The sequence below is a fragment of the Streptomyces sp. NPDC050147 genome (genome assembly GCF_040660195.1).
Lineage (GTDB): Bacteria > Actinomycetota > Actinomycetes > Streptomycetales > Streptomycetaceae > Streptomyces.
The window spans coordinates 157,658-180,018 of the sequence record NZ_JBFALJ010000012.1 but is presented as its reverse complement, the minus strand read 5'-3'; the positions used below and the strand labels follow the sequence as shown (position 1 = coordinate 180,018).

Sequence of the window (22,361 nt, the reverse complement as noted above, 5' to 3'; positions counted from 1 at the left end):
GCTCTCTCTTGCGTAGGTGTGGCCGGGAGATGATCAGGTGCGGGCGCGCAGGGCGAGTGGAGGGCCGCTTGAGGTAGGGAACAGGCGAGCGCGGCAAGGGACATGGGCAGCATGACGACCCTGTGAGCAGGGAGGAGAGGTCGCGGGCCTCTTCCAGCACCTGGGTGAAGCCGTACATCACGCAGTACACGACGAGGTAGCTCAGGCCGTGCCGCAGGCAGATCCGGGCGAGTGCGTGGTTGCGGCCGAGCACGCGCGGGTCGATGAACGGGCGCGGGCGACACGGCTGTCACCAGGTCAACGCGGTGGAGAGCACCGCGGGGACGTTCACCGCGAAGGCGGAGGGCGGGCACCGCTCTCACTGCTGCACCAGTCGCTCCAACAGCACGGCGGCTTCGGCCAGTTGGCGCCGCTCGTCGGCGTCGAGGCTGTCGGCGATGGCGCCCGAGAGCCACCCGTGCTTGGCGGCGCGCGTCTCCGCGAGGGTGCGGCGGCCCTTGTCGGTCACCGAGACGACCGACTGCCGCCCGTCGTCCGGATCGGGTGCGCGCTCGATCAGCTCCATGCTCTCCAGGGCGCCCACCGTCATGCGCATCGACTGCGGCCGTACGAGTTCGGCGCGGGCCAGGGCCGCCGTGGTGGCGGGCCCCTCCCGGTCGAGGAGGGCGAGGACGGTGCGCTGCGAGGCGCTGAGCCCGGCCCCTGGAGAGGCGGTCCGCAGCCGGCGCGCCACGCGTCCGATGACGGAGGTGAGATCGGCGGCGACCTGCTCGGGGGTCGGGGCGCCAGGCTTCTCGGTCATGACACGACCGTAGGAGATAGACAGGCAAACTTGCAAACTTGCCTGTCTATCTCCCCTCTGCCCTCAGCGGCCTCGCCGGCGCCCAGGGCCCTAGCGGATCGGCATCCCCGACAGCGTGCGCGCGATCACCAGACGCTGGATCTCGCTCGTACCCTCGAAGATCGTGTAGATCGCGGCGTCCCGGTGCATCCGCTCCACCGGGTACTCGCGCGTGAAGCCGTTGCCGCCGAGGATCTGCACCGCCTGCGCGGTGACCTTCTTGGCGACCTCGCTCGCGTACAGCTTCGACATGGAGCCCTCGGCCGACTCGAACTTCTTGCCCGTGCTCGCCATCCACGAGGCGCGCCAGACGAGCAGACGGGCTGCGTCGATCTGCGTAGCCATGTCGGCGAGCTGGAAGGCGACCCCCTGGTTGTCGATGATCGGGCGACCGAACTGCGTACGCGTCTTGGCGTACTCCAGAGCCTCTTCGTACGCGGCGCGCGCCGTGCCCACGGCCATGGCGCCGACCGCCGGGCGGGACGCCTCGAAGGTGGCCATCGCGGCGTTCTTCACGCGCTCGCCACCGGTCTTGGCGCGCTCACGGGCGCGGGCGAGGCGCTCGTCGAGCTTCTCCTTGCCGCCGAGCAGACAGTGACCGGGGACGCGGACGTCCTCCAGGACGACCTCGGCGGTGTGCGAGGCGCGGATGCCGTGCTTCTTGAACTTCTGCCCCTGGGAGAGGCCGGGAGTGTTCGGCGGGACGATGAAGGAGGCGTGGCCCTTGGAGCCGAGCTCGGCGTCGACCACCGCGACGACGACGTGCACGTTGGCTATGCCGCCGTTGGTCGCCCAGGTCTTGGTGCCGTTGAGGACCCATTCGTCCTTGGCCGCGTCGTAGACGGCGCGGGTGCGCATCGCCGCCACGTCCGAACCCGCGTCGGGCTCGGAGGAGCAGAAGGCGGCGACCTTGACGTCGTTCACGTCGCCGTACATCTGCGGGATCCAGGTCCCGATCTGCTCCTCGGTGCCGTTGGCGAGGACGCCGACAGCGGCCAGACCGGTGCCCATGATGGACAGGCCGATGCCCGCGTCGCCCCAGAAGATCTCCTCCGTCACCATCGGGATGCCGAGGCCGGTGGGATCGAAGAACTGCTGGGCGTAGAAGTCCAGGGAGTAGATCCCCAGCTTCGACGCCTCCTGGATGATGGGCCAGGGGGTCTCTTCGCGCTCGTCCCACTCGGCGGCGGCGGGCCGGATCACGTCAGCGGCGAACCCGTGGAGCCAGTCCCGGACCTCCTTCTGTTCGTCGTTGAGCTCCATGGTGAACTCGGCCATGACCCCTCCAGGACCTGCGGTGAAGACGTGCGTTACTTGCGGTAACTGGAGTCTGTTACTGGCGGGTAGCCAATGTCAACTCCCGGCCGCCCGTTCGATCGTCCCCGCTCGCGGGGTGTTACGTTGCGCGTGCGTCACGCAATCGCACGGGCGGGGAGAGAAACGCTATGGAGACCACCACACAGCAGACCGATCAGCAACGGTCTGCGGAGCGCCGGCGGCGCGAGTTGCTGGAGGCCGCCGACCGGGTGGTGCTCCGCGACGGCCCCGGCGCCTCCATGAACGCCATCGCCGCGGAAGCCGGCATCACCAAGCCGATCCTGTACCGGCACTTCGGTGACAAGGGCGGACTGTACGCCGCGCTCGCCAAGCGGCACACCGACGCACTCCTCGAAGCGCTGCGCGCCGCCCTGGACGCCCCGGCCGAGCGACGGGAGCGGGTCGAAAGGACCCTGGACACCTACCTCGCGGCGATCGAGGCCCGCCCGCAGGTCTACCGCTTCCTCATGCACCCCTCGGACGCCGCCGCCCCCGGCGACCAGGGCTTCGACGTAGGCCTGCACTCCGCGCCCGTGCTGCGCCGCATGGGCGAGGAGCTCGCGCAGGTCATAGAGGAGCGGGTCGATCTCGGCCCCGGCAGCGCGCAGCTCGCGCGCGTGTGGGGGCACGGCATCGTCGGCATGATGCACGCGGCGGGCGACTGGTGGCTGGGCGAACGCCCGTGCCCGCGGGCGGAGTTGGTCAGCAGCCTGGCCGACCTGCTGTGGGGGCGGCTCGCCGCGGCGGGCGACCGCGTCGGCGGCCCCGGCTTCTGAGAACCTCGTCGGACCGGCCGGCTCCGGTCAGGACCGGCCGACTCCGAGAAGTCAACTGCTCCAGGACGCCTTGGCGGCGGCCCGCAGCACCCTGCGGCGCCGCCAGCCCGTGACGTGATCGGTGTAGACCCCGCCCTCCAGGTGGTCGCACTCGTGCTGCAAGCAGCGCGCGAACCAGCCGGTTCCGTTCACCCGCACCGGCTCACCGAGCACGGTGACGCCCTCCACCACCGCGTGGTCGAACCGCGGGGTGCTCGCCTCCAGGCCCGGCAAGGACAGACAGCCCTCCGGCCCGCGCACGCTCACCCCGTCCGCTTCCACGAGGCGGGGGTTGACCACGTACCCGAGATGACGCACATCCTCGTCGTCCGGGCAGTCGTACACGAAGACCCGCCGGCTCACGCCGATCTGGTTGGCGGCCAGACCCACGCCCTGGGCGGCGTACATCGTGGCGTACATGTCCTCGATGAGCCGGGCCAGTTCGGGGCCGAAGTCGGTGACCTCCTCGCAGGGCTTGTGCAGCACGGGGTCACCGAGCAGTGTCAGAGGTCGTACGCGCCCCGAGGCGCCCGGGATCGAGCCGTGTCGCATGGCCGCAAGGGTACGGTCCTTGGAGAGCCCCGAGGTCGGGGTGGTGCCGCGGTTCGGGCTTGTGAGTGGATCTCGATAGGCTGAGGTTCATCGCGTTGCCGGGGGCAGACGCGGCGCCGTAAGCAAGGAGGATCCAGAACTGATGGCAGGCAACACGGACCCGCTGTCGCCGCGGGCCAAGCTGGCCGTGACGGCGGGCAAGGCGGCCGCGGCGGTGTCGCGCGCGGCGGGCCGCGGCAGCGGATCGGTGATCGGCGGCCGCGTCTCACTCAAACTCGACCCCGACCTGCTCGGGCGACTCGCCACGCACCTGGACGTGGTGCTCGTCTCTGCCACGAACGGCAAGACGACCACGACCCGGCTGCTCGCGGAGGCGCTGCGCGCCAGCGGGCCCGTCGTGTCGAACGCGCTTGGCGCGAACATGCCAGCCGGTATCACCTCGGCCCTCGCGGGCGGCTCGGACGCCAGATACGGCGTGATCGAGGTCGACGAGAAGTACCTCGCCGGTGTCGCCCGTGACGTGGAGCCGAAGGCGATCGCGCTGCTCAACCTCTCGCGCGACCAGCTCGACCGCGCCGCCGAGACGCGCATGATGGCCGAGAACTGGCGCGAGGGCCTGGCCGGGTCCAAGGCGGTCGTGATCGCGAACGCGGACGACCCGCTGGTCGTCTGGGCCGCTTCCTCGTCGCCGAACGTCGTATGGGTGGCCGCCGGTCAGGAGTGGAAGGACGACGCCTGGTCGTGCCCCTCCTGCGGCGGTGTCATGCAGCGCCCCGGGGACGACTGGTTCTGCGGCGAGTGCGGCTTCCGCCGCCCCGCGCCGAGCTGGGTGCTCTCCGGCGACCACGTCCTGGACCCGCACGGCTCGGCCTGGCCGATCCACCTGCAGCTGCCGGGCCGGGCGAACAAGGCGAACGCCACCACGTCGGCCGCCGTCGCCGCCGTCTTCGGCGTGCCGCCGCAGGTCGCCCTGGAGCGGATGTACCAGGTGCAGGCCGTCGCCGGACGCTATGACGTCGTGCAGTTCCAGGGCCGCGAGCTGCGTCTGCTGCTCGCGAAGAACCCCGCGGGCTGGCTCGAGACGTTCTCGCTGATCGACCCGCCGCCCACCCCGGTGGTGCTCTCCGTGAACGCCCGTGGCGCCGACGGCACCGACACCTCCTGGCTGTGGGACGTCGACTACACCCGCCTTGCCGGTCACCCGATCTTCGTGCTCGGCGACCGCAAGCTGGACCTCGCCGTGCGCCTTGAGGTCGCGGGCCTGGACTTCCGGGTCTGCGAGTCCCTCGACGAGGCCGTACAGCTCGCGCCGCCCGGACGGATCGAGACGATCGCGAACTACACCGCGTTCCAGGACCTGCGCCGCCGCGTCGGCAACTGACCCCACCGGACCCTCTAGACCCTCGTAGGGACGAATGAGCATGAGCGACAACAGCCTGCGGCTGGTGTGGGTCTACCCCGACCTGCTCAGCACGTACGGAGACCAGGGCAACGCCCTGGTCGTGGAGCGCCGCGCCCAGCAGCGCGGCCTCCAGGTCGAGCGTTACGACGTGCGCAGCGACCAGCCGGTGCCCACCTCCGGCGACATCTACCTGATCGGCGGCGGCGAGGACCGCCCGCAGCGTCTCGCGGCCGAGCGGCTTCGCCGCGACGGCGGACTGCAGCGGGCCGTGGGCAACGGCGCGATCGTCTTCTCGGTCTGCGCGGGCTACCAGATCCTGGGCCAGGAGTTCATCAACGACCTCGGCCAGCGCGAGCCGGGCCTCGGCCTGCTCGACGTGATCTCCACCCGCGGCGAGGGCGACCGCTGCGTCGGCGACGTCCTCGGCGACATCGACCCTCAGCTGGGCCTGCCCCCGCTGACCGGCTTCGAGAACCACCAGGGCATCACGCACATCGGCCCCTCCGCGCGACCGCTCGCCCGCGTCACGCTCGGCCGGGGCAACGGTACGGGTGACGGCACGGAGGGCGCGTACAACGGCACCGTTTTCGGCACGTACATGCACGGTCCCGTCCTGGCCCGCAACCCGCTGATCGCGGACCTGCTCCTGAAGCTGGCCCTCGACGTGAACGCGCTGCCGCCGACGGACGACCGCTGGTACGACGCGCTGCGCGCCGAGCGCATGACGGCGGCGCAGCAGCCCGCCTGAAGCCCCGGCCGCACAGGTGAGCGGCCGAGTCCAGCAGTCGGACGCCCGGTGCTGCCCCGCCCCCTGTCGCCTATAGGGTGGCGGGGTTCCAGCCGGACGACGTGGTCCGGACTTCGGCCCACGTTGCAAAGGTTTCCCGGGCTATGCGCATTGGTGTCCTCACCTCCGGCGGCGACTGCCCCGGTCTGAACGCCGTCATCCGTTCGGTCGTGCACCGCGCCGTCGTCGACCACGGCGACGAGGTCATCGGCTTCCACGACGGCTGGCGTGGTCTGCTCGAATGCGACTACCGCAAGCTCGACCTCGACGCGGTGGGCGGCATCCTGGCGCGTGGCGGAACGATTCTCGGTTCCTCGCGCGTCCAGCCCGCCCATCTGCGCGACGGCGTCGAGCGGGCCAAGGGTCACCTCGCCGACCTCGGCCTCGACGCGGTCATCCCGATCGGCGGCGAAGGCACCCTGAAGGCGGCCAGGCTCCTGTCGGACGCCGGTCTGCCGATCGTCGGGGTGCCCAAGACGATCGACAACGACATCGCGGTGACCGACGTGACGTTCGGCTTCGACACCGCCGTCGGCGTGGCGACCGAAGCCCTCGACCGTCTCAAGACCACCGCCGAGTCGCACCAGCGGGTCCTGATCGTCGAGGTCATGGGCCGGCACACCGGCTGGATCGCGCTGCACTCGGGCATGGCCGCGGGCGCGCACGCGATCGTCGTGCCGGAGCGTCCCTTCGACATCGAGGAACTGGCGCGGAAGGTCGGCGAACGGTTCTCCGCGGGCAAGAAGTTCGCGATCGTCGTGGCCGCCGAGGGCGCCAAGCCCCGCGCGGGCACGATGGAGTTCGACGAGGGCACCAAGGACATGTACGGCCACGAGCGGTTCGCCGGCATCGCCACGCGGCTCTCCGGTGAACTGGAGCAGCGCCTGGGCAAGGAGGCACGCCCGGTGATCCTCGGGCACGTGCAGCGCGGCGGCACCCCCACCGCGTACGACCGCGTGCTCGCCACCCGCTTCGGCTGGCACGCCGTGGAGGCCGTGCACCGGGGCGAGTTCGGCAAGATGACCGCGCTGCGCGGCACGGACATCACGATGGTGCCGCTGGCCGAGGCCGTCGAGACGCTGAAGACGGTGCCGGACGAGCGCTATGCCGAGGCGGAGTGCGTGCTCTAGGGCCAGGCCCTGCTTCAAGGCTGAAGGAACGGCCCCCGGACGCGTCGGCGTCCGGGGGCCGTTCTAGTCTGGTGCGGACACACAGCGCACAACCGCACGAATCAGGAGCCAGTGGATGGATCACAGCGGGCACGGCATGAACATGGATCTGCCGCCGTTCACGCTGGGGCGCGGGCTCGAACTCTCGGCCGACCCCTTCTTCCTGATCAGCTGCCTGGTGGCGCTCGCCCTCTACGGCTGGGGTGTGGTCCGGCTCGTACGGCGCGGTGACAAGTGGCCGATCGGCCGCACCATCTCCTTCGTGGCGGGCGTGCTGACCATCCTGCTCGTGATGTGCACCAAGCTGAACGACTACGGCATGGTCATGTTCAGCGTGCACATGGTGCAACACATGATCATCAGCATGCTCTCGCCCATCCTGATCCTGATGGGCGCCCCGATCACCCTCGCCCTGCGCGCGCTGCCGGTCGCGGCCCGGCGCGGCCACAAGGGCCCCCGCGAGTGGCTGCTGTGGATCCTGCAGAGCCGCTACATGAAGATCATCACGCACCCCGCGTTCACGATCCCGCTGTTCATCGCGAGCCTGTACGCCCTGTACTTCACCCCGATCTTCGACACCCTGATGGAGTCCAAGGTCGGCCACATCGGCATGATGGTGCACTTCCTCGCCGTCGGCCTGGTCTTTTTCTGGCCGATCATGGGCGTCGACCCGGGTCCGCACCGGCCCGGATACATCATGCGGATGCTGGAGCTGTTCGCGGGCATGCCGTTCCACGCGTTCTTCGGCATCGCGCTGATGATGGCCTCGGAACCCATGATCGGGACGTACAAGAACCCGCCGGCCTCGCTCGGCATCGACGCACTCGCTGATCAGAGCGCCGCCGGCGGCATCGCGTGGGCGTTCAGCGAGGTGCCGTCGGTCCTCGTGCTGCTCGCGCTGCTCTTCCAGTGGTACCGCTCCGAACAGCGCCAGGCACGGCGCACGGACCGGGCCGCCGACCGCGACGGTGACAAGGAGCTGGAGGCGTACAACGCCTATCTGGCCTCATTGGCCGCGCGCGGGCGCTAGCGGCAAAGGGTCTTCGCGGGTCAGGATGGTCTCAGGCCGCGGTCCTGGCGTCGAGGCGCCGGGCTGCCGGAAGGAGGCAGGACGATGCCTGATTCTACGAAGACGATGGGTGCGTTCACCATCGGAGGCTTGGTCGCGGTGACCGCGTATACGGTCGCGCTCGGAAGCAACGGCTGGCTGTGGTTCGGCTGGATCGTCATCGGGATGCTCACGCTGGCCATGGTGCTCTCGCGCAGCACGCCCTGAGGCGCCGCGCGCGGTCGAGGAAAGGTGCGGGGCGGCGCTCGGGGTGGGCGGTCGGCAGGTGCTGTCGGAAGCGGCAGGTGCGGTCAGAAGCGGAAGACTGCGCCCGTCGAGTACTCCATCTCGCAGGTGTTGCCGTACGTCTTGTTCCAGCTGACCGGCTTGCCGCGATGCACTCCCGTCGCGCTCACGGTGACCGGGGCGTACTGCTTGGTACAGATTCCCGACTTCGCGGGCAGCGCCTCGAAGTCGCCTTCCGCCTTGTCGATCGCCGCGCAGGCCTCGGCCGCGTGCGGATGGTGTCCGGGCCGCTCGGTCACGCAGTCGAGCAGCACCCCGCGGACCCAGGTGTTGTCCTGGCCCGTGACGGTGAGGAAGACGCCGCTCGGCCGCTCGGGGGCCGTTTCGCCGGCCGCGTGGGCGGGCGCGGCCACGGCGAGGGAGACAAGCGCGGCGGCGGTGGCGACCGGGCGCAGGCGGGACGTGGGACGAGACCTCATGGGACCTCCTGTGGCGGTGACGTACTACTGCGTCGGAGAGAGGCCAGGCCACCCCCGCACGGGCCGCCCACGCGGCCGACACGCCGGGCGGTCACCCGGACGTGTACGGCGCGGGGTCCGGACGGGTGCGCCGTCGGCCGGCGCGCGGTTGCCCGAAGGGACCGAGGCCACCCGGCTTCGGTCCCTTCTCCCGTCGAGGCGGCACACTTAAACTGACCGCTGCGCGAGGACCCGTGACCTGCGACGACGCAGCACCCAGGCCGGTCCATCTACGTCAAGGAGCAACGGGTGTTCTACTACCTGCTCAAGTACGTCGTCCTTGGGCCGCTGCTGCGGCTCATGTTCCGGCCGCGCATCGAGGGGCTCGAGCATGTACCGGAATCGGGTCCGGCGATCGTGGCGGGCAACCACCTCTCGTTCTCGGACCACTTCCTGATGCCCGCCATCATCAAGCGGCGGATCACTTTCCTGGCCAAGGCCGAGTACTTCACGGGCCCCGGCCTCAGGGGCCGCCTGACCGCCGCGTTCTTCCACAGTGCCGGGCAGATTCCGGTGGACCGCTCCGGCAAGGAGGCGGGCCAGGCAGCGATCCGTGAGGGCCTCGGGGTGCTGCGCAAGGGAGAGCTGCTCGGCATTTACCCGGAGGGCACACGCTCGCACGACGGGCGTCTGTACAAGGGGAAGGTCGGTGTCGCCGCGATGGCGCTCAAGGCGCAGGTGCCGGTGATCCCGTGCGCGATGATCGGCACGTTCGAGGCGCAGCCGCCGGGTCAGAAGATGCCGAACTTCAAAAGCGTGTCCATCCGTTTCGGCGCCCCGCTGGACTTCTCGCGGTACGCGGGCATGGAGAACGAGAAGGCGGTCCTGCGCGCCGTCACGGACGAGATCATGTACGCCATCCTCGGGCTCTCAGGTCAGGAGTACGTCGACAAGTACGCAGCGGTCGTGAAGGCGGAGGAGGCCGAGCGTGCCGCCGCGGCGGGCAGACGGAAATTCCCCCGGCTGCCGCTGAGTTGATGTCCTGACGTACGGTCCTGTCAGGATCGGCACCGTGCGGACAAGACGCCTTGCCGGCACCAGGGGAGAAGAAGCGGATGAGCGAGCACAGCCTGTACACCAAGCTGATCGGGCTGCTTGACGAGCGGGGCGCGGGCTACCGCGTCATCGAGCACGACGCGGAGGGCGCCACTCAGGCGGTGAGCGCGCTGCGGGGCAACACGCTTCAGCAGGCCGCCAAGTGCATCGTGGTGATGGTGAAGATCGGCAAGAAGACGAAGCGGTACGTGCTGGCGGTGGTGCCCGGTGACCGGCGTGTCGACCTGAACGCCGTCAAGCAGCTCCTTGGCGGGACGTACGCGGGCTTCGCGACCCAGGAAGCGGCTGAGCGGCTCGCCGGCAGCGTGAGCGGCACGATCCTGCCGTTCTCCTTCGACCCGGAGCTCGAACTGGTCGTGGATCCGGCGCTGCTCGCCCATGACGAGCTGTTCTTCAACGCGGCGCGCCTCGACCGTTCGCTGGCGCTGCGGACCGCGGACTACGAGGCGATCGCCGAGCCGCGCCTGGCCACGATCGCGCAGGACGCGGCGTAACGGAGGAAGCGGCATGACGAAGGGGCGACCGGGTGGTGCTTCCGGTCGCCCCTCGCTCAGCTGCCTGGCGGTCGCCTAGCGGCGGACCGTCACGGCTTGGGCGTGGCGTGCGGCGCGCACGTCACGTCCTTGCTGTCCACCTTGCCGGTCAGCAGGTAGGTGTCGACACGGTCGTTGAGGCACGGGTTGGCCAGGTTCGTGATGCCGTGCGAGCCGGCGTCCTTCTCCGTGATCAGGCGCGAGCCCTTGAACCGCTTGTGCAGCTCGACGGCACCCCCGTACGGGGTGGCCGCGTCGCGGGTCGCCTGGGCGATCAGGACGGGCGGCAGGCCCTTGCCGGTCTTGACCTCGACGGGCTCGTGCTGCTTGCTCTTCCAGGTCGCGCAGGGCAGGTTCATCCAGGCGTTGGCCCACGTCATGAACGGGTTGTCGCGGTGGATGCGGGTGTTGTCGCGGTCCCACTTCTTCCAGCTGGTGGGCCACTTGGCGTCCGCGCACTCGACGGCCGTGTAGACGGCGTTGCCGTTCTCCGAGGCGATGTTGCCCGCGGTGTCCGACAGGTCGGGGCTCGCGGCCTCGATCAGCGGCTTGGCGTCACCGGCGACGTACTTGCTGAAGTTCGTCGCGATCCCCACCCAGGCGGAGTCGTAGTACGGAGCGCTCTGGAAGTAGGCGATGAGCTCGGCGGGGCCGACCACTCCGCCCAGCGGCTCCTTCTTCGCGGCGGCGCGCAGCTTGTCCCAGTTCTTGGCGACCTTGTCCGCGGTGTCCCCGAGGTGGAAGGTGGCGTCGTACTTGGCGACCCACTCCATCCAGTCCTTGAGGCGGATCTCGAAGGCGATGTCCTGGTCGAGGTTGGCCTCGTACCAGATCTTCTTCTTCGACGGGTTGACCACCGAGTCGAGGACCATGCGGCGCACGTGCGTCGGGAAGAGCGTTCCGTAGACCGCGCCGAGGTAGGTGCCGTAGGAGACGCCGAGGAAGTTCAGCTTCTTCTCGCCGAGCGCGGCCCGGATGACGTCCAGGTCGCGTGCGGTGTTCGGCGTCGTCATGTGCGGCAGCATCTCGCCGCTGCGCTCGGCGCAGCCGTCCGCGTACTGGGCGGCGAGCTTGCGCTGGGCGCGCTTGTCCGCCTCGGAGTCCGGCACCGGGTCGAGCTTGGGAGCCTTGACGAACTCCTGCGGGTCCACACAGGAGATGGGCGCCGAGTGACCGACACCGCGCGGCTCGAAGCCCACGAAGTCGTACGCCTTCGCCGTCTTCTCCCAGAGCTTGGCCTTGGTGACCACGCGGTTGGGGAAGCGGAGCCCGGAGGCGCCGGGGCCGCCCGGGTTGTAGAGGAGCGCGCCCTGGCGCTCCTTCTTCGTCCCGGTGCTGCCGATGCGGTCGACAGCGAGCTTGATCTTCTTGCCGTTGGGCTTGGCGTAATCGAGCGGGACGGTGACCCAGCCGCACTTGATCGCCTTGTCCAGACCCCAGTCGTCGGGGCATGTCTGCCAGTCGATGCCGGCCTTGGCGGCACGCTGCGCCGCGAGCGCGACACCGCGCGCCTCGGAGCTGGTGCGCTGGCGGGCGTCAGCGCTGCCGCTGCCCTGGCGGGCGTCGGCATTGGCGACCGGCGCCATGATCGCGCCCGCTATGAGCGAGCCCGTGATCAGCGTGCCGGCTGCGCCGAATGCTGTGGTGCGTCTCAACTGGTTCCTCCCCCTGTCGGTTTACCTGTCGATTTCGAACAGTAGGAGGATCCTGTCGGTCAACAGGTTCAGTGCGACAGACGGAGCAGGGGTTCTTTACCAATCCGATAGACGGTGCAGGGAACTCCGCTGAGCGGTTATGCCCCTGTTCACGTGAGTGTGCGCAAGGCCCGGTCGAGGACACGGCGGACCCGCAGGGCGTCGGAGGCGACGGCGGTGACGAGCACCGCGGGTCCGGCGAGCGGGGTGAGCGCGGCTGAGTCCCCGAGCAGCGCGGGCTCGGGCCGTTCCCGCTCGAACTCCGGCCGTATGACGACGAGCTGGCCGATCGCGCGGTGTCCCGCCAGGACGGCGGGTCCGTCCCAACCGCCGGGCGCGCCGGGGCCGCAGGAGAGCTCCTGATCGAGGAGGAGCCGCCCGGCCCGGCGCACGGTGAGGCGGCTGCTGAGGCGTCCCGGTTCTTCACCGGTCCGCCCGAGCACCTGCTCCTCCCGGAGCACGAGGCGTGCGCTCGCGGCGAGCTCGGCCCGCGTGGTCACCCGCAGATCGCTGTCGCGTACGGAGATCAACTGCTCCGGCAGCCAGCACAGTTCGGCGTCGTCGCCCACCGTGATCCGCACGTCGTAACGCGCCGCCTCCTTCGCCTGCCCCGGCAGGGCGAGCGTCGCGGCGGCCGAGCCGATGTGCAGCCGGGCCCCGTCGTGGGCGGCGGCCTCGACCGTGAGGTGGTCTCCTCCGAGGGGGCCGCTCATCGCCCCGACGAGAGTGACCTGTGCGCCCACTCCGGTGGACCGGGTGCGGCGCGGCACGATCGGCCCTTCTCCGTCGAGCACGGGCAGGGCGGTGCCGCCCCGACCGTCGCCCCGCGCGGTGATGCGGACGGTGCCGCGCACCCCCGATGCCACGACGGCCTCCATGCTCATGCGGACGCGGTCCAGGCGGTGTACTGGGCTCGCACCCAGGCGGCGACGGGCCCCACGCCCTCGTCCGACCTCAACGACTGGAAGACGACGGGCAGTTCGGCCCGCTGGGCCTTGGCGTCCGCGGCCATGCGGGCCAGGTCGGAGCCGACGTGCGGCGCGAGGTCGGTCTTGTTGACGACCAGGAGGTCGGCGGTGCTGACGCCGGGGCCGCCCTTGCGCGGGATGTCGTCGCCGCCCGCGACGTCGATGACGAAGATCTGCGCGTCGACGAGCCCCTTGGAGAAGGTGGCGGTGAGGTTGTCCCCGCCGGACTCGACGAGGATCAGGTCCAGCGGTCCGACCTCGTCCTCAAGGTCCTCCACGGCCTCCAGGTTGGCGGAGATGTCGTCACGGATCGCGGTGTGCGGGCACGCGCCGGTCTCCACGGCGGTGATCCGCTCGGGCGGGAGCACGGCCTCGCGCAGCAGGAACTCGGCGTCCTCGCGGGTGTAGATGTCGTTCGTGACGACGGCCAGGGACCGCTCGTTGCGCAGCTCCTTGCAGAGCGCGGCGACGGTGGCGGTCTTGCCGGATCCGACGGGCCCACCGAGCCCGATCCGCAGGGCGCGGCGGCGCCCGTCGGGCCGGTGCGCGTCGGCGCTCACGGCGGTGGATTCGTCGTGGGAGTGGTCGAGATGCATGGTGCGACTCCTAGGTGCCGGCTGCGGGCGTTTCAGCCCGTCCGGCGTTTGACGACCGGGGTCCGGGGCGGAGCACCCGGTTTCGGGAGGGGGCGGGCGGGGTGTGCGTTGGGCGGGTGCGGGTGGTGCGGGTGGTGTGGGCGGTGGGCAGGTGCGGTGGGCGGTGGGCAGGTGCGGGTGGTGTGGGCGGGCGCGGTGCAGGTGCGGGTGCGGGGGTGCGGGGGTGCGGGTGCGGGTCCGAGTGCAGGTGCGGTGTGCAGATGCGGGTGGTGTGTGTGGGTACGGGCGCGGTGCAGGTGCGGGCGCGGTGTGCGGGGGTGCGGGTCCGAGTGCAGGTGCGGTTCAGGTGTGCGGGTCCGGGTGCAGTGTGCGGGTGCGGGTGCGGGTCAGGGTCAGGTGTGCAGGTGCGGGTCAGGTCTGCGGGGAGAGCGCGGGGAGAAAGAGCGTCCCTACGACGCGAACAAACGCGCAGGCCACCCCGCGTGCGCCTCCGCCCCGACCTCCAGCAACGGCGCGGAAGAGGCGGGCAGCGCGTCCACCCCCTCGGCAAGGACGCACCGCGCGGCGTCCGCCGCCGCACGGGCGACGAGGTCGAGCTCAGGTGCCAGCCGGGCCAGCACCCCGGTCGCGTCGAACGGGTCGAGGCTCAGCAACCGCACGGTCGCCGTCGCCGGTCCGCTGACGCACTCGTACGCGGAGCAGTACGCGGCATCCTCCGCCCCGAGCCCCGCAGCCCGCGCGGCGAGACCGAGGACGACGGGCTGGTGGGCACCTTTGGGCCGGGCCGCGGCCAATCGGTCCAGCGAGGGGTCGGGCCACGCGGCTCGCGCGGCCCGCATCATCTGCCGCCCGAGCCGCCGACCGGCACCTCGCAGCGCGGCCGACGGTGTCCGCGCGTCGGCGGCTTCGTCCAACTCCAGCGGATCGACACCGAGCGCGGCGGCCGCCGCCAGAGCGGCGGAGACCAGTCCCGTCGTGTGCAGCCGCCCCCGGCAGAACTCCTCCAGGCTCACGGCACCGGTGACGCGTCCCGCCTTGACTGCCTCCTCGGCCCCGCCGGAGTGGGCATGCCCACCGGCGGGGAACCGGCCGTCGGCCAGGACGAGAAGCGCGGCTCTAGACATGGCGTACCACTCTCGTCAGGACCCTCGCCTCAACGCGCATCAGAAGAGGAAGTACCGCTGCGCGAGCGGCAGTTCGGCGGCGGGAGACGGCTCGACGAGTTCGCCGTCGATGGTGACGGCGAAGCTGTCGGGAGCGACCTCCACCCTCGGCAGGGCGTCGTTCTCGTGCATGTCCGCCTTCGTGCGTCCGCGCGTGGAGCGGATCGCGGTGAACTCCTTGGCCAGGGCGAGCCGCTCCGGCAGCCCGTCGTCCAGTGCCGACTGCGTCACGAAGTTGAGGGAGTTGAGCCCCGGCGCCTTGCCGCGCGCACCGAACATGGGGCGTGGCAGGACCGGCTGCGGAGTGGGGATGGAGGCATTGGCGTCGCCCATCTGCGCGTACGCGATCTGCCCGCCCTTGATGACCAGCTGGGGCTTGACGCCGAAGAACCGCGGGTCCCACAGCACCAGGTCGGCGAGCTTGCCGCTCTCCACCGAGCCGATCTCGTGGTCGACGCCCTGTGCGACCGCCGGGTTGATCGTGTACTTGGCGACATAGCGACGCGCGCGCCGGTTGTCGGCGCGGGTGTCCCCCGGCAGGAAGCCGCGCCGCCGCTTCATCACGTGCGCGGTCTGCCAGGTCCGCATGACGACCTCGCCGATGCGCCCCATGGCCTGCGAGTCCGACGACATGATCGAGATGGCGCCGAGGTCGTGCAGGATGTCCTCGGCTCCGATGGTGGTGGGCCGGATCCGCGACTCGGCGAAGGCGAGGTCCTCGGGGACCGCCGCGTTGAGGTGGTGGCAGACCATCAGCATGTCGAGGTGCTCCTCGACGGTGTTGACGGTGTGCGGCCGGGTCGGGTTGGTGGAGCTGGGCAGCATGTTCGGCAGCGACACCGCCGTGATCATGTCCGGGGCGTGCCCGCCGCCGGCGCCCTCGACGTGGAAGGCGTGCAGGGTGCGGCCCGCGACGGCGGCGAACGTGGCGTCGATGAAGCCCGCTTCGTTCAGGGTGTCGGTGTGCACGGCGAGCTGGGCGCCGGTGTCCTCGCAGACGTTCAGGCACGCGTCGATGGTGGCGGGCGTCGCGCCCCAGTCCTCGTGAATCTTGAAGCTGACGGCTCCGGCCCGCAGTTGGGCGTGCATGGACTCGGCGGAGACCGTGTTGCCCTTGCCGAGGAAGCCGATGTTGACGGGGCTGGACTCCATCGCCGCGAACATCCGGGCCAGATGCCAGGAGCCGGGCGTGATCGTGGTCGCCTTGCTGCCTTCGGCGGGTCCGGTGCCGCCGCCGAAGAGCGTGGTGACCCCGGAGGCGAGCGCCTCGTCGACGATGGTCGGCGAGATGAAGTGGATGTGGGTGTCGATGCCGCCGGCGGTGAGGATCTTGCCGTTGCCGGAGAGGACTTCGGTCTCCGGGCCGATCACGAGATCGGGGTGCACGCCGTCCATGGTGTCCGGGTTGCCGGACTTGCCGATGCCGGTGATGCGGCCGTCGCGTATGCCGATGTCGGCCTTGACGACGCCCCAGTGGTCGATGATCACGGCGCCGGTGACGACGGTGTCGGGGGCGCCTTCGGCGCGCGTCGTGCGCGACTGTCCCATCGACTCGCGGATGACCTTGCCGCCGCCGAACACGGCCTCGTCGCCCGAGCGTCCGGGGCCGCCTGAGCGGTCCTCCTCGATCTCGACGAGGAGGTCGGTGTCGGCGAGCCGGATCCGGTCGCCCACGGTGGGGCCGAACAGGTCGGCGTACGCGGCGCGGGAGAGCTCAGGCATCGAGGGGGCCTCCGGTCTCGCCGCGCAGTCCGGGCACGATGCGCAGACCGGCCAGGGGGACGAGTTCGACGTCGACGGGTATTCCGGGTTCGAAGCGCACGGCGGTCCCGGCGGCGATGTTGAGCCGCTTGCCGCGCGCGGCCCCGCGGTCGAAGTCGAGGCCGGGGTTGGCCTCGGCGAAGTGGTAGTGGGAGCCGACCTGGACAGGGCGGTCGGCGGCGTTGAGGACGGTGAGGGCGGTGACCTCGCGGCCTTCGTTGTAGACGACGGGGTCGTCGGCGAAGAGGATCTCGCCGGGGACGAGGGGCTGCGTGGGGCGTGTGGGGCTCTGCGCGGGATTCATGTGGCCGGCCCCCCGTCAGACGATCGGGTCGTGGACGGTGACGAGCTTGGTGCCGTCCGGGAAGGTGGCCTCGACCTGGACGTCGTGGATCATCTCGGGGATGCCGCTCATGACGTCGTCACGGGTGAGCACCTTGCGCCCCGACGACATGAGTTCGGAGACGGTGCGACCGTCACGGGCACCTTCGAGGATGTGGGACGTGATGAGCGCGATCGCCTCGGGGTGGTTGAGCAGCAGCCCCCGCGCCCTTCGCTTCTCGGCCACGTCCGCGGCCACATGGATGAGCAGTCTCTCCTGCTCGTGCGGGGTCAATTGCACGCGTCCCACCTCACAGTCCTCGCTCCGGACCGTGCGGGGTCCGGCTGCCGCGGCCACCGCGACGGATATAGATGTAACACACATGCAGCGCGCTCGATCTTGCGCACCCCGGCTACGAAATCCCCTGGTGGCGTGGCATCGCAGGCTAGTTGGGAGGAGTTTCAACGAGGTTAACCAGCACTTGACCGCTCCATGACCATCAGCTGGGCCGCCCCATACTCATCAGTCCGCGCAGACCGTCCTCCAGCGCCTCGACCGGGACCTCGTCGAACAGCGCGAGCTGGGCCGCGAATCCCTGCGCCGCGGCGACCATCACGCGAGCGACATGGTCGGCCGGGATGTCGTCCCGCATCATGCCCGCCTCCTGATATCCCTCGACGATCTTCACCCAGGCGACCCGCACCTTGGCGTACCCCTCGTTCATCAGGGCCGCGAGCTCTTCGTTGCGCAGGGTCTCCGCCCACACCTGCACGATCAGCCGCGGGAAGTACGAGACCTCCCCCTCCGGGGCGCCGGACTTCCGGCTGAGGACCTGGCCCAACGCCCGGCCCACCAGCACGTCCGGCGGCGGTGGCGGAGCCTCCTCGGCCGCCGCCTCGAAGGTCGCCCGGAGGTACTCGAGGACCTCGCCGACGATCGCCCCGATCAACTCCTCCTTGCCCCCGAAGTAGCGGTAGACCGCTCCGGCCGAGAGGCCGACCTCCTTGAGCACGTCCTGCATCGAGGTGGCGTGGAAGCCATTGCGGGCGAAGCAGAGGGCGGCGCCGTCGAGGATCTGACGGCGGCGGGCGTCGAGGTGCTCCTGGGATACGCGGGCCATGCCGCCAAACTAAAACGAACATTCCTTCTTGACAAGCTCCCCACCCGGCAGCACAGTGAGGGCATCTCGTAAAACGAACGATCCTTCTCTTTAAATCCCGAAGAGCACGCGGCAGAGCACGCGGCACCACAACACACGGCACACGACCCTCGAAGGAGCTCAGTCCCATGCCCACGCCCGTCGCCACCTCGCCCCCACAGGGCCGCCGCATGGTGGCGGTGGCCATCTTGGTCTCCGCCGTCGCGGCCCTCGCCCTGTGGGCCTTCGCCTGGCCCGCCACCAGGACCGCCCCGCGCGACCTGCCCCTCGGCGTCGCGGGGACCGCCGCGGCGACAGCTCCGCTCAAGTCCCAACTCGCGGACCAAGGAGGCGCTTTCGACGTTCATCAGTACGCCGACGAGGCCGCGGCCCGTGAGGCCGTCAAGGACCGAGCGGTGTACGGAGCGGTCGTCGTCACGCCGCAGGGCGTGCGGCTGCTGACCGCGACGGCTGCCGGGCCTGTGGTGGCTCAGCTCCTGGAGCAGGCGGTGGCGGACCAGGCTCCCCAGGGGGCCGAGGTGCGGACCATCGATGTGGTGGCGGCGCCCGCGGCCGACCCGCGGGGCTCCGCCCTCGGGGCGAGCGTCCTGCCGCTGGCCATCGCGGGAGTCGCGGCCGGCGCGATGGTGACGATGCTCGGCCTGCGCGGCATCCGCGCGGTGACCTCCCTCGTACTGGCCGCCGGGGCGGTCGGCGTGGTCGCCACGGCCGTGACGCACAGCTGGCTGGGCGTCCTGACGGGCAACTGGTGGGCGGAGGCCGGGGTGTTGGGGCTCTCGGCGCTCGCGGTGGGCGGCGCCGTCGCCGGGTGCGCCGCGCTCTTCGGTCCGGCGGGCATCGGGGCCGGCGCGCTGACCATGGTCCTGCTCGGCAACCCGTTCTCCGGTGTGACGTCCGCGCCGCAGCTGCTGCCCGAACCTGTCGGATTCATCGGTCAGTTGCTGCCGCCGGGCGCCGGGGGCACCTTGTTGCGCTCGGTGTCCTTCTTTGACGGCGCGCGCGTCGCGGGCCCGCTCGTCACCCTCGCCGTCTGGGTTCTGCTCGGCCTGACGGCCGTCCTGCTCGGCGCGCTCCGCCGCCGTCCCGCTGCCGCGGCGCGCGACGAGGCGCCGACGGCGACGGAAGCGGTGCCGGTCTCCTGACCTGGCGGCGCTCCGAGACAGCCGTACGCCCCCGCTGTAGCGGACGGGGGCGTACGGCCATGTCTGGGATCGATCGTCCGACTGCTACGTCGCGCTGGGGCCCCGGTGCTCGGCCGCGATGCCGAAGCGCCGCCGCTCACCCGCGCCGGATGACGGAGACGACGTGGGGGTCAACGACGAGACGGAGCTGACGACCTGCTCCTCGTCCGCCGCCAACGCCTCGAGCCGCTCCAGGTCGGCGGCGGAGACAAGGGCCACGAGGGGCTTGCCATGACGCGTGACGACCACCCGCTCACCGCCGTACACGACGCGGTTGATCAGGTCGGCGAGCTCTGCACGGGCTTGCGTCACCGGAATCTCGTAGGCCATGCTCCCCAGCTTAACCGGCGCCCGGTCCGCCATCCCGGTCCGCGAGAAGCGGATGCGCCGCAGGTCAGCCCACACATCACGAGTCGGACTTCAGGCTGCGCGCGTGCGGTGGTGCCGACTCCAACTGCCGCGAGCCGTCCCCGTGGTCCGCATCGTGCTGGGCGAGGAGCGTGAGGAGCTCCGCAACGGCGAGCCCCGATTCGGCGGGATGACGCAGGATCGTCCCCTCTTCGATGCGATACGTGTTGGAGCGGCCTCGTCGTGTGTGCGAGAGATATCCGCCCTCCTCCAGATCGGAGACGATCTTCTGCACGGCACGCTCGGTGAGCCGGCAGCGAGCGGCGATGTCCCGGATGCGGGTGGCGGGATCGGCGGCGATCGCGGCCAGCACGCGGGCGTGGTTGGTGAGGAAGGTCCAACCGCTGTGTGATTCAGGTACGGCACCCATCCCTACAAGATAGGTGGTTTGATTCACGCATTCAAAAGGGCGAACCACATTTCCGGTATCCCTTGACGGGTATGCCCTCTCGGGCCGACGCTGGGTGAGGTGATGACGCCCGGACGCCTACGGAGTGGCCGCCATGACAGAACCTGCACTTTCCACGCAGCTCGCGGAGGAGATGGCCATCGCGGATGACCTGGTATGCGTGTCGGACGACTTGGTGTCCATGCCGGATGACCTGATGGCCGCCTCGGACGCGGACGTGGAGCAGGACCCGCGCGCCGAACTCGTCCAGTTGCGGCGGGCCATGGAGACGAGGCCCGCCATCGACATGGCCCGCGGAGTCCTGATGGCCTCCTTCGGCCTGGCCCCCGAGGACGCGTGGAGCGTGCTGGTGTCGGTCTCCCAGAACACGAACACCAAGCTGCATGTCGTCGCCGACGAACTGGTCGGCGCCGTCACGGGAGGACAGATCCCGAAGCCGTTCCGACGGCAACTGGCCGCGACGATCGCCCGAGTCCAGGAGACACCGGCGGCGGTCGGCCTCGACAAGGTATGAGGCATGCCTGCCCGGGCCCCGGCCCGGGCAGGTCCGACAGGCCGACAGGCCGACAGGTCCGAGAGGAACTCCGCCCCGGAGGGGCACCGAATCAGTGCCCCTCCGCACACGTGCAGTGCTAAAGCGCCGCGGCCCGCAAGGGCACCGGCCGGGCCGCGGGCGCGGTGGCCTCGCCCTGGCTGACCTCCGCCCACCACGCGCCGCCGTCCTCCATATGGCGCAGAAGTACGCCTTCGCGGATGGCCCACGGGCAGAGGGTGACCGTCTTGACACCGGTCAGCTTCATCGCCGTATGCCCCACGATCGCCCCGGCCAGGCTCTGCGCGGCCCGCGGCGCCGAGACCCCTGGCAGAGCGGCGCGCTCGGCCACCGGCAGCTCGGCGAGCCGGTCGCGGCAGCGGCGCAGGTCCGCCCGGCTCAATTGCCGTGCCATGAAGGGACCGTGGCGGCCGGGAGCGGCGCCTCCGAGGCGCGCGAGCTGCTGGAACGTCCGGGATGTGCCCACAGCGGTGCGCGGGCCCTCCCAGCGGATCCGAGCGGCGACATCCCGCAGCTGGTGCCGCACCTTGCGCCGCAGCGCCTTCACGCTCTGCTCGGTCGGCGGGTCCTCGCCGTCGAAGAACTCCCGGGTCAGCCGGCGGGCGCCGAGGGGCAGCGAGGCGACGTAATCCGGGAGCCGTCCGCGCCCGAAGGCCACCTCCAGCGAACCACCGCCGATGTCGAACATGGCGAGGGGCCCGGCCCGCCAGCCCATCCACCGCCGGGCGCCGAGGAAGGTGAGTTCGGCCTCCACCTCCCCGGGCAGCGTGCACAGCGGTACGCCGGTCTCCTCGCCTATCGCCCGCAGCACCTCCACCCGGTTGGGCGCACTGCGTACCACTGTCGTCGCGAAGGCCAGCGGCTCCGCCGCGCCCCATCTCCGGGCGGTCCTGGCCGCCTCGGCCACCGCCTCGACGAGCCGGCCCACCGATTCTTCGGGGATCACCCCGCTCGGCCCCGTCTCCTCGGAGAGTCTCACCTTCCACTTGGCGGTGTGGACCGGCAAGGGCACACCGTCCTCCGCGTCCACGACAACCAGCCGGACCGCATTCGCACCCACGTCCATCACACACATCCGCATGTAACTCTGAGTACCCAGGAGACCCGGGCTCAGTCACTCTGATTGACCTGCGCGGGACCAGGGAACCCGTGATCCGTGACTGTCGTTCGTGCCGGAGTCCCCGTGCTCGAAGCCCTGGCGGACCACCGCAGGAACGGACGGCCACCAGAGACCGACACACCGATCCCCCGCGAGGAAGAAAGCCCGGACGTCTCCGTCCGAGCCCCTACAAGGAGAGTGAGCATCCATGCGTATCGCATTCCTGATGGCGCCCGAGGGCGTCGAGCAGATCGAACTCACCGACCCCTGGAAGGCGGTCACCGACGCGGGCGGCGAGCCCGTCCTCGTGTCGACCGAGCCGGGCCGGGTCCAGGCCTTCAACCATCTCGACAAGGCCGACACGTTCCCCGTGGACAAGGTCGCCGGCGAAGTGTCCGCGGATTCCTTCGACGGGCTCGTGCTGCCGGGTGGCGTGGCCAACCCGGACGCCCTGCGCCTCGACGAGGGGGCCGTCTCCTTCGTACGCGGCTTCTTCGACAGCGGTCGTCCGGTGGCCGCCATCTGCCACGCGCCGTGGATCCTCATCGAGGCCGACGTCGTTTCGGGCCGGGAACTCACCTCGTTCCCGAGTCTCCGTACGGACATCCGCAATGCGGGCGGCACCTGGGTCGACGAACAGGTGAAGGTCTGCGACGGCGGGTCCAACACGCTGATCACCAGCCGCAAGCCGGACGACCTGAAGGCATTCTGCGACGCGTTCCTGACGGAGTTCGCGAAGCCGATCGCTTCCTGAGCTCCCTGAG

26 protein-coding genes are annotated in these 22,361 nt (G+C 70.5%); 11 read left to right on the top strand and 15 right to left on the bottom strand.

All coding sequences use genetic code 11. The features are described 5' to 3' along the window. Nucleotides 1–358: 358 nt before the first annotated feature. Nucleotides 359–802, bottom strand: a complete 444-nt coding sequence (locus AB0I94_RS20365; RefSeq protein ID WP_363310969.1) for a MarR family transcriptional regulator — start codon at nucleotides 800–802, stop codon at nucleotides 359–361. A gap of 90 nt (nucleotides 803–892) precedes the next feature. Beyond that, a complete protein-coding gene (locus AB0I94_RS20360; protein WP_344519324.1) occupies nucleotides 893–2,119 on the bottom strand; it encodes an acyl-CoA dehydrogenase family protein in 1,227 nt (408 codons plus the stop codon). Between the two features lie 167 nt (nucleotides 2,120–2,286). Here AB0I94_RS20360 and AB0I94_RS20355 point away from each other — a divergent pair, with 167 nt between their 5' ends. Next, on the top strand, nucleotides 2,287–2,934 hold the full coding sequence (locus AB0I94_RS20355; RefSeq protein WP_363310968.1) for a TetR family transcriptional regulator: 648 nt from the start codon (nucleotides 2,287–2,289) through the stop codon (nucleotides 2,932–2,934). Between the two features lie 51 nt (nucleotides 2,935–2,985). Here AB0I94_RS20355 and def read toward each other — a convergent pair whose 3' ends face one another. Next, the gene (def, locus tag AB0I94_RS20350) at nucleotides 2,986–3,525 is read right to left on the bottom strand and encodes a peptide deformylase (protein ID WP_363310967.1); all 540 of its coding nucleotides are present in this window, start codon (nucleotides 3,523–3,525) and stop codon (nucleotides 2,986–2,988) included. Nucleotides 3,526–3,667: 142 nt separating this feature from the next. On the opposite strand from def, the gene AB0I94_RS20345 reads away from it, so the two are divergent. From AB0I94_RS20345 to AB0I94_RS20325, 5 genes are all read left to right on the top strand, one after another. After that, the gene (locus tag AB0I94_RS20345; protein WP_363310966.1) at nucleotides 3,668–4,906 is read left to right on the top strand and encodes a MurT ligase domain-containing protein; all 1,239 of its coding nucleotides are present in this window, start codon (nucleotides 3,668–3,670) and stop codon (nucleotides 4,904–4,906) included. Nucleotides 4,907–4,946: 40 nt separating this feature from the next. Continuing rightward, nucleotides 4,947–5,675, top strand: a complete 729-nt coding sequence (locus tag AB0I94_RS20340) for a glutamine amidotransferase (protein ID WP_363310965.1) — start codon at nucleotides 4,947–4,949, stop codon at nucleotides 5,673–5,675. Between the two features lie 143 nt (nucleotides 5,676–5,818). After that, nucleotides 5,819–6,844, top strand: a complete 1,026-nt coding sequence (locus AB0I94_RS20335; RefSeq protein ID WP_363310964.1) for a 6-phosphofructokinase — start codon at nucleotides 5,819–5,821, stop codon at nucleotides 6,842–6,844. Between the two features lie 115 nt (nucleotides 6,845–6,959). After that, nucleotides 6,960–7,913 carry a cytochrome c oxidase assembly protein gene (locus AB0I94_RS20330; RefSeq protein ID WP_363310963.1) on the top strand — a complete coding sequence of 318 codons (954 nt, stop codon included), beginning with the start codon at nucleotides 6,960–6,962 and terminating at the stop codon, nucleotides 7,911–7,913. An 84-nt stretch (nucleotides 7,914–7,997) separates the two neighbouring features. After that, a complete protein-coding gene (locus AB0I94_RS20325) occupies nucleotides 7,998–8,159 on the top strand; it encodes a hypothetical protein (protein ID WP_363310962.1) in 162 nt (53 codons plus the stop codon). Nucleotides 8,160–8,242: 83 nt separating this feature from the next. Here the strand turns inward: AB0I94_RS20325 and AB0I94_RS20320 are convergent, their stop codons facing one another. Continuing rightward, nucleotides 8,243–8,656 carry an SSI family serine proteinase inhibitor gene (locus tag AB0I94_RS20320; protein ID WP_363310961.1) on the bottom strand — a complete coding sequence of 138 codons (414 nt, stop codon included), beginning with the start codon at nucleotides 8,654–8,656 and terminating at the stop codon, nucleotides 8,243–8,245. A 288-nt stretch (nucleotides 8,657–8,944) separates the two neighbouring features. On the opposite strand from AB0I94_RS20320, the gene AB0I94_RS20315 reads away from it, so the two are divergent. Together AB0I94_RS20315 and AB0I94_RS20310 are read left to right on the top strand one after the other, a co-directional pair. Further along, entirely contained in the window at nucleotides 8,945–9,673 is a 729-nt protein-coding gene (locus AB0I94_RS20315; RefSeq protein WP_363310960.1) for a lysophospholipid acyltransferase family protein, read from the top strand. A 77-nt stretch (nucleotides 9,674–9,750) separates the two neighbouring features. After that, nucleotides 9,751–10,245 carry a YbaK/EbsC family protein gene (locus AB0I94_RS20310; RefSeq protein WP_363310959.1) on the top strand — a complete coding sequence of 165 codons (495 nt, stop codon included), beginning with the start codon at nucleotides 9,751–9,753 and terminating at the stop codon, nucleotides 10,243–10,245. Nucleotides 10,246–10,334: 89 nt separating this feature from the next. Here AB0I94_RS20310 and AB0I94_RS20305 read toward each other — a convergent pair whose 3' ends face one another. The 8 genes from AB0I94_RS20305 to AB0I94_RS20270 all read right to left on the bottom strand — a co-directional run bounded on the left by AB0I94_RS20305 (nucleotide 10,335) and on the right by AB0I94_RS20270 (nucleotide 17,908). After that, a complete protein-coding gene (locus AB0I94_RS20305) occupies nucleotides 10,335–11,939 on the bottom strand; it encodes an alpha/beta hydrolase (RefSeq protein WP_363310958.1) in 1,605 nt (534 codons plus the stop codon). Between the two features lie 149 nt (nucleotides 11,940–12,088). Continuing rightward, the gene (locus AB0I94_RS20300) at nucleotides 12,089–12,856 is read right to left on the bottom strand and encodes an urease accessory protein UreD (RefSeq protein WP_363311033.1); all 768 of its coding nucleotides are present in this window, start codon (nucleotides 12,854–12,856) and stop codon (nucleotides 12,089–12,091) included. Nucleotides 12,857–12,858: 2 nt separating this feature from the next. Further along, nucleotides 12,859–13,542, bottom strand: a complete 684-nt coding sequence (gene ureG, locus AB0I94_RS20295) for an urease accessory protein UreG (protein WP_363310957.1) — start codon at nucleotides 13,540–13,542, stop codon at nucleotides 12,859–12,861. A 449-nt stretch (nucleotides 13,543–13,991) separates the two neighbouring features. Next, the gene (locus tag AB0I94_RS20290; RefSeq protein WP_363310956.1) at nucleotides 13,992–14,666 is read right to left on the bottom strand and encodes an urease accessory UreF family protein; all 675 of its coding nucleotides are present in this window, start codon (nucleotides 14,664–14,666) and stop codon (nucleotides 13,992–13,994) included. Nucleotides 14,667–14,705: 39 nt separating this feature from the next. Continuing rightward, nucleotides 14,706–16,427: an urease subunit alpha gene (locus AB0I94_RS20285; protein ID WP_363310955.1), complete on the bottom strand. Its 1,722-nt coding sequence runs from the start codon at nucleotides 16,425–16,427 to the stop codon at nucleotides 14,706–14,708. Continuing rightward, the gene (locus AB0I94_RS20280; protein ID WP_363310954.1) at nucleotides 16,420–16,770 is read right to left on the bottom strand and encodes an urease subunit beta; all 351 of its coding nucleotides are present in this window, start codon (nucleotides 16,768–16,770) and stop codon (nucleotides 16,420–16,422) included. Before AB0I94_RS20280 ends, AB0I94_RS20285 begins: the two co-directional genes overlap by 8 nt. Before the next feature lie 15 nt (nucleotides 16,771–16,785). After that, on the bottom strand, nucleotides 16,786–17,088 hold the full coding sequence (locus AB0I94_RS20275; protein ID WP_361831764.1) for an urease subunit gamma: 303 nt from the start codon (nucleotides 17,086–17,088) through the stop codon (nucleotides 16,786–16,788). Between the two features lie 199 nt (nucleotides 17,089–17,287). Then, entirely contained in the window at nucleotides 17,288–17,908 is a 621-nt protein-coding gene (locus AB0I94_RS20270) for a TetR/AcrR family transcriptional regulator (protein ID WP_363310953.1), read from the bottom strand. A 167-nt stretch (nucleotides 17,909–18,075) separates the two neighbouring features. On the opposite strand from AB0I94_RS20270, the gene AB0I94_RS20265 reads away from it, so the two are divergent. Beyond that, nucleotides 18,076–19,089, top strand: coding sequence for an ABC transporter permease (locus AB0I94_RS20265; protein WP_363310952.1), 1,014 nt, complete (start codon nucleotides 18,076–18,078; stop codon nucleotides 19,087–19,089). A gap of 84 nt (nucleotides 19,090–19,173) precedes the next feature. On the opposite strand, the gene AB0I94_RS20260 is transcribed toward AB0I94_RS20265, so the two are convergent. Together AB0I94_RS20260 and AB0I94_RS20255 are read right to left on the bottom strand one after the other, a co-directional pair. Next, nucleotides 19,174–19,458, bottom strand: coding sequence for a type II toxin-antitoxin system Phd/YefM family antitoxin (locus tag AB0I94_RS20260; RefSeq protein ID WP_363310951.1), 285 nt, complete (start codon nucleotides 19,456–19,458; stop codon nucleotides 19,174–19,176). Nucleotides 19,459–19,534: 76 nt separating this feature from the next. Next, a complete protein-coding gene (locus AB0I94_RS20255; protein ID WP_363310950.1) occupies nucleotides 19,535–19,906 on the bottom strand; it encodes a helix-turn-helix domain-containing protein in 372 nt (123 codons plus the stop codon). A 133-nt stretch (nucleotides 19,907–20,039) separates the two neighbouring features. On the opposite strand from AB0I94_RS20255, the gene AB0I94_RS20250 reads away from it, so the two are divergent. Then, nucleotides 20,040–20,459: an ANTAR domain-containing protein gene (locus tag AB0I94_RS20250; RefSeq protein ID WP_363310949.1), complete on the top strand. Its 420-nt coding sequence runs from the start codon at nucleotides 20,040–20,042 to the stop codon at nucleotides 20,457–20,459. A gap of 118 nt (nucleotides 20,460–20,577) precedes the next feature. Here the strand turns inward: AB0I94_RS20250 and AB0I94_RS20245 are convergent, their stop codons facing one another. Further along, nucleotides 20,578–21,579, bottom strand: a complete 1,002-nt coding sequence (locus AB0I94_RS20245; RefSeq protein ID WP_363310948.1) for a Ppx/GppA family phosphatase — start codon at nucleotides 21,577–21,579, stop codon at nucleotides 20,578–20,580. A 226-nt stretch (nucleotides 21,580–21,805) separates the two neighbouring features. On the opposite strand from AB0I94_RS20245, the gene AB0I94_RS20240 reads away from it, so the two are divergent. Continuing rightward, a complete protein-coding gene (locus tag AB0I94_RS20240; RefSeq protein ID WP_363310947.1) occupies nucleotides 21,806–22,351 on the top strand; it encodes a type 1 glutamine amidotransferase domain-containing protein in 546 nt (181 codons plus the stop codon). Nucleotides 22,352–22,361 lie beyond the last annotated feature (10 nt).

What these genes read in the sequence shown, in the direction of transcription:
- def (WP_363310967.1), bottom strand. Translation starts at nt 3,525, where the DNA reads ATGCGACACGGCTCGATCCCGGGCGCCTCGGGGCGCGTACGACCTCTG.
- AB0I94_RS20335 (WP_363310964.1), top strand. Translation starts at nt 5,819, where the DNA reads ATGCGCATTGGTGTCCTCACCTCCGGCGGCGACTGCCCCGGTCTGAAC.
- AB0I94_RS20300 (WP_363311033.1), bottom strand. Translation starts at nt 12,856, where the DNA reads ATGGAGGCCGTCGTGGCATCGGGGGTGCGCGGCACCGTCCGCATCACC.
- AB0I94_RS20360 (WP_344519324.1), bottom strand. Translation starts at nt 2,119, where the DNA reads ATGGCCGAGTTCACCATGGAGCTCAACGACGAACAGAAGGAGGTCCGG.
- AB0I94_RS20365 (WP_363310969.1), bottom strand. Translation starts at nt 802, where the DNA reads ATGACCGAGAAGCCTGGCGCCCCGACCCCCGAGCAGGTCGCCGCCGAT.
- AB0I94_RS20245 (WP_363310948.1), bottom strand. Translation starts at nt 21,579, where the DNA reads ATGCGGATGTGTGTGATGGACGTGGGTGCGAATGCGGTCCGGCTGGTT.
- AB0I94_RS20320 (WP_363310961.1), bottom strand. Translation starts at nt 8,656, where the DNA reads ATGAGGTCTCGTCCCACGTCCCGCCTGCGCCCGGTCGCCACCGCCGCC.
- AB0I94_RS20265 (WP_363310952.1), top strand. Translation starts at nt 18,076, where the DNA reads ATGCCCACGCCCGTCGCCACCTCGCCCCCACAGGGCCGCCGCATGGTG.
- AB0I94_RS20310 (WP_363310959.1), top strand. Translation starts at nt 9,751, where the DNA reads ATGAGCGAGCACAGCCTGTACACCAAGCTGATCGGGCTGCTTGACGAG.
- AB0I94_RS20340 (WP_363310965.1), top strand. Translation starts at nt 4,947, where the DNA reads ATGAGCGACAACAGCCTGCGGCTGGTGTGGGTCTACCCCGACCTGCTC.
- AB0I94_RS20240 (WP_363310947.1), top strand. Translation starts at nt 21,806, where the DNA reads ATGCGTATCGCATTCCTGATGGCGCCCGAGGGCGTCGAGCAGATCGAA.
- AB0I94_RS20280 (WP_363310954.1), bottom strand. Translation starts at nt 16,770, where the DNA reads ATGAATCCCGCGCAGAGCCCCACACGCCCCACGCAGCCCCTCGTCCCC.
- AB0I94_RS20345 (WP_363310966.1), top strand. Translation starts at nt 3,668, where the DNA reads ATGGCAGGCAACACGGACCCGCTGTCGCCGCGGGCCAAGCTGGCCGTG.
- AB0I94_RS20250 (WP_363310949.1), top strand. Translation starts at nt 20,040, where the DNA reads ATGACAGAACCTGCACTTTCCACGCAGCTCGCGGAGGAGATGGCCATC.
- AB0I94_RS20325 (WP_363310962.1), top strand. Translation starts at nt 7,998, where the DNA reads ATGCCTGATTCTACGAAGACGATGGGTGCGTTCACCATCGGAGGCTTG.
- AB0I94_RS20285 (WP_363310955.1), bottom strand. Translation starts at nt 16,427, where the DNA reads ATGCCTGAGCTCTCCCGCGCCGCGTACGCCGACCTGTTCGGCCCCACC.
- ureG (WP_363310957.1), bottom strand. Translation starts at nt 13,542, where the DNA reads ATGCATCTCGACCACTCCCACGACGAATCCACCGCCGTGAGCGCCGAC.
- AB0I94_RS20270 (WP_363310953.1), bottom strand. Translation starts at nt 17,908, where the DNA reads ATGGCCCGCGTATCCCAGGAGCACCTCGACGCCCGCCGCCGTCAGATC.
- AB0I94_RS20355 (WP_363310968.1), top strand. Translation starts at nt 2,287, where the DNA reads ATGGAGACCACCACACAGCAGACCGATCAGCAACGGTCTGCGGAGCGC.
- AB0I94_RS20255 (WP_363310950.1), bottom strand. Translation starts at nt 19,906, where the DNA reads ATGGGTGCCGTACCTGAATCACACAGCGGTTGGACCTTCCTCACCAAC.
- AB0I94_RS20260 (WP_363310951.1), bottom strand. Translation starts at nt 19,458, where the DNA reads ATGGCCTACGAGATTCCGGTGACGCAAGCCCGTGCAGAGCTCGCCGAC.
- AB0I94_RS20330 (WP_363310963.1), top strand. Translation starts at nt 6,960, where the DNA reads ATGGATCACAGCGGGCACGGCATGAACATGGATCTGCCGCCGTTCACG.
- AB0I94_RS20290 (WP_363310956.1), bottom strand. Translation starts at nt 14,666, where the DNA reads ATGTCTAGAGCCGCGCTTCTCGTCCTGGCCGACGGCCGGTTCCCCGCC.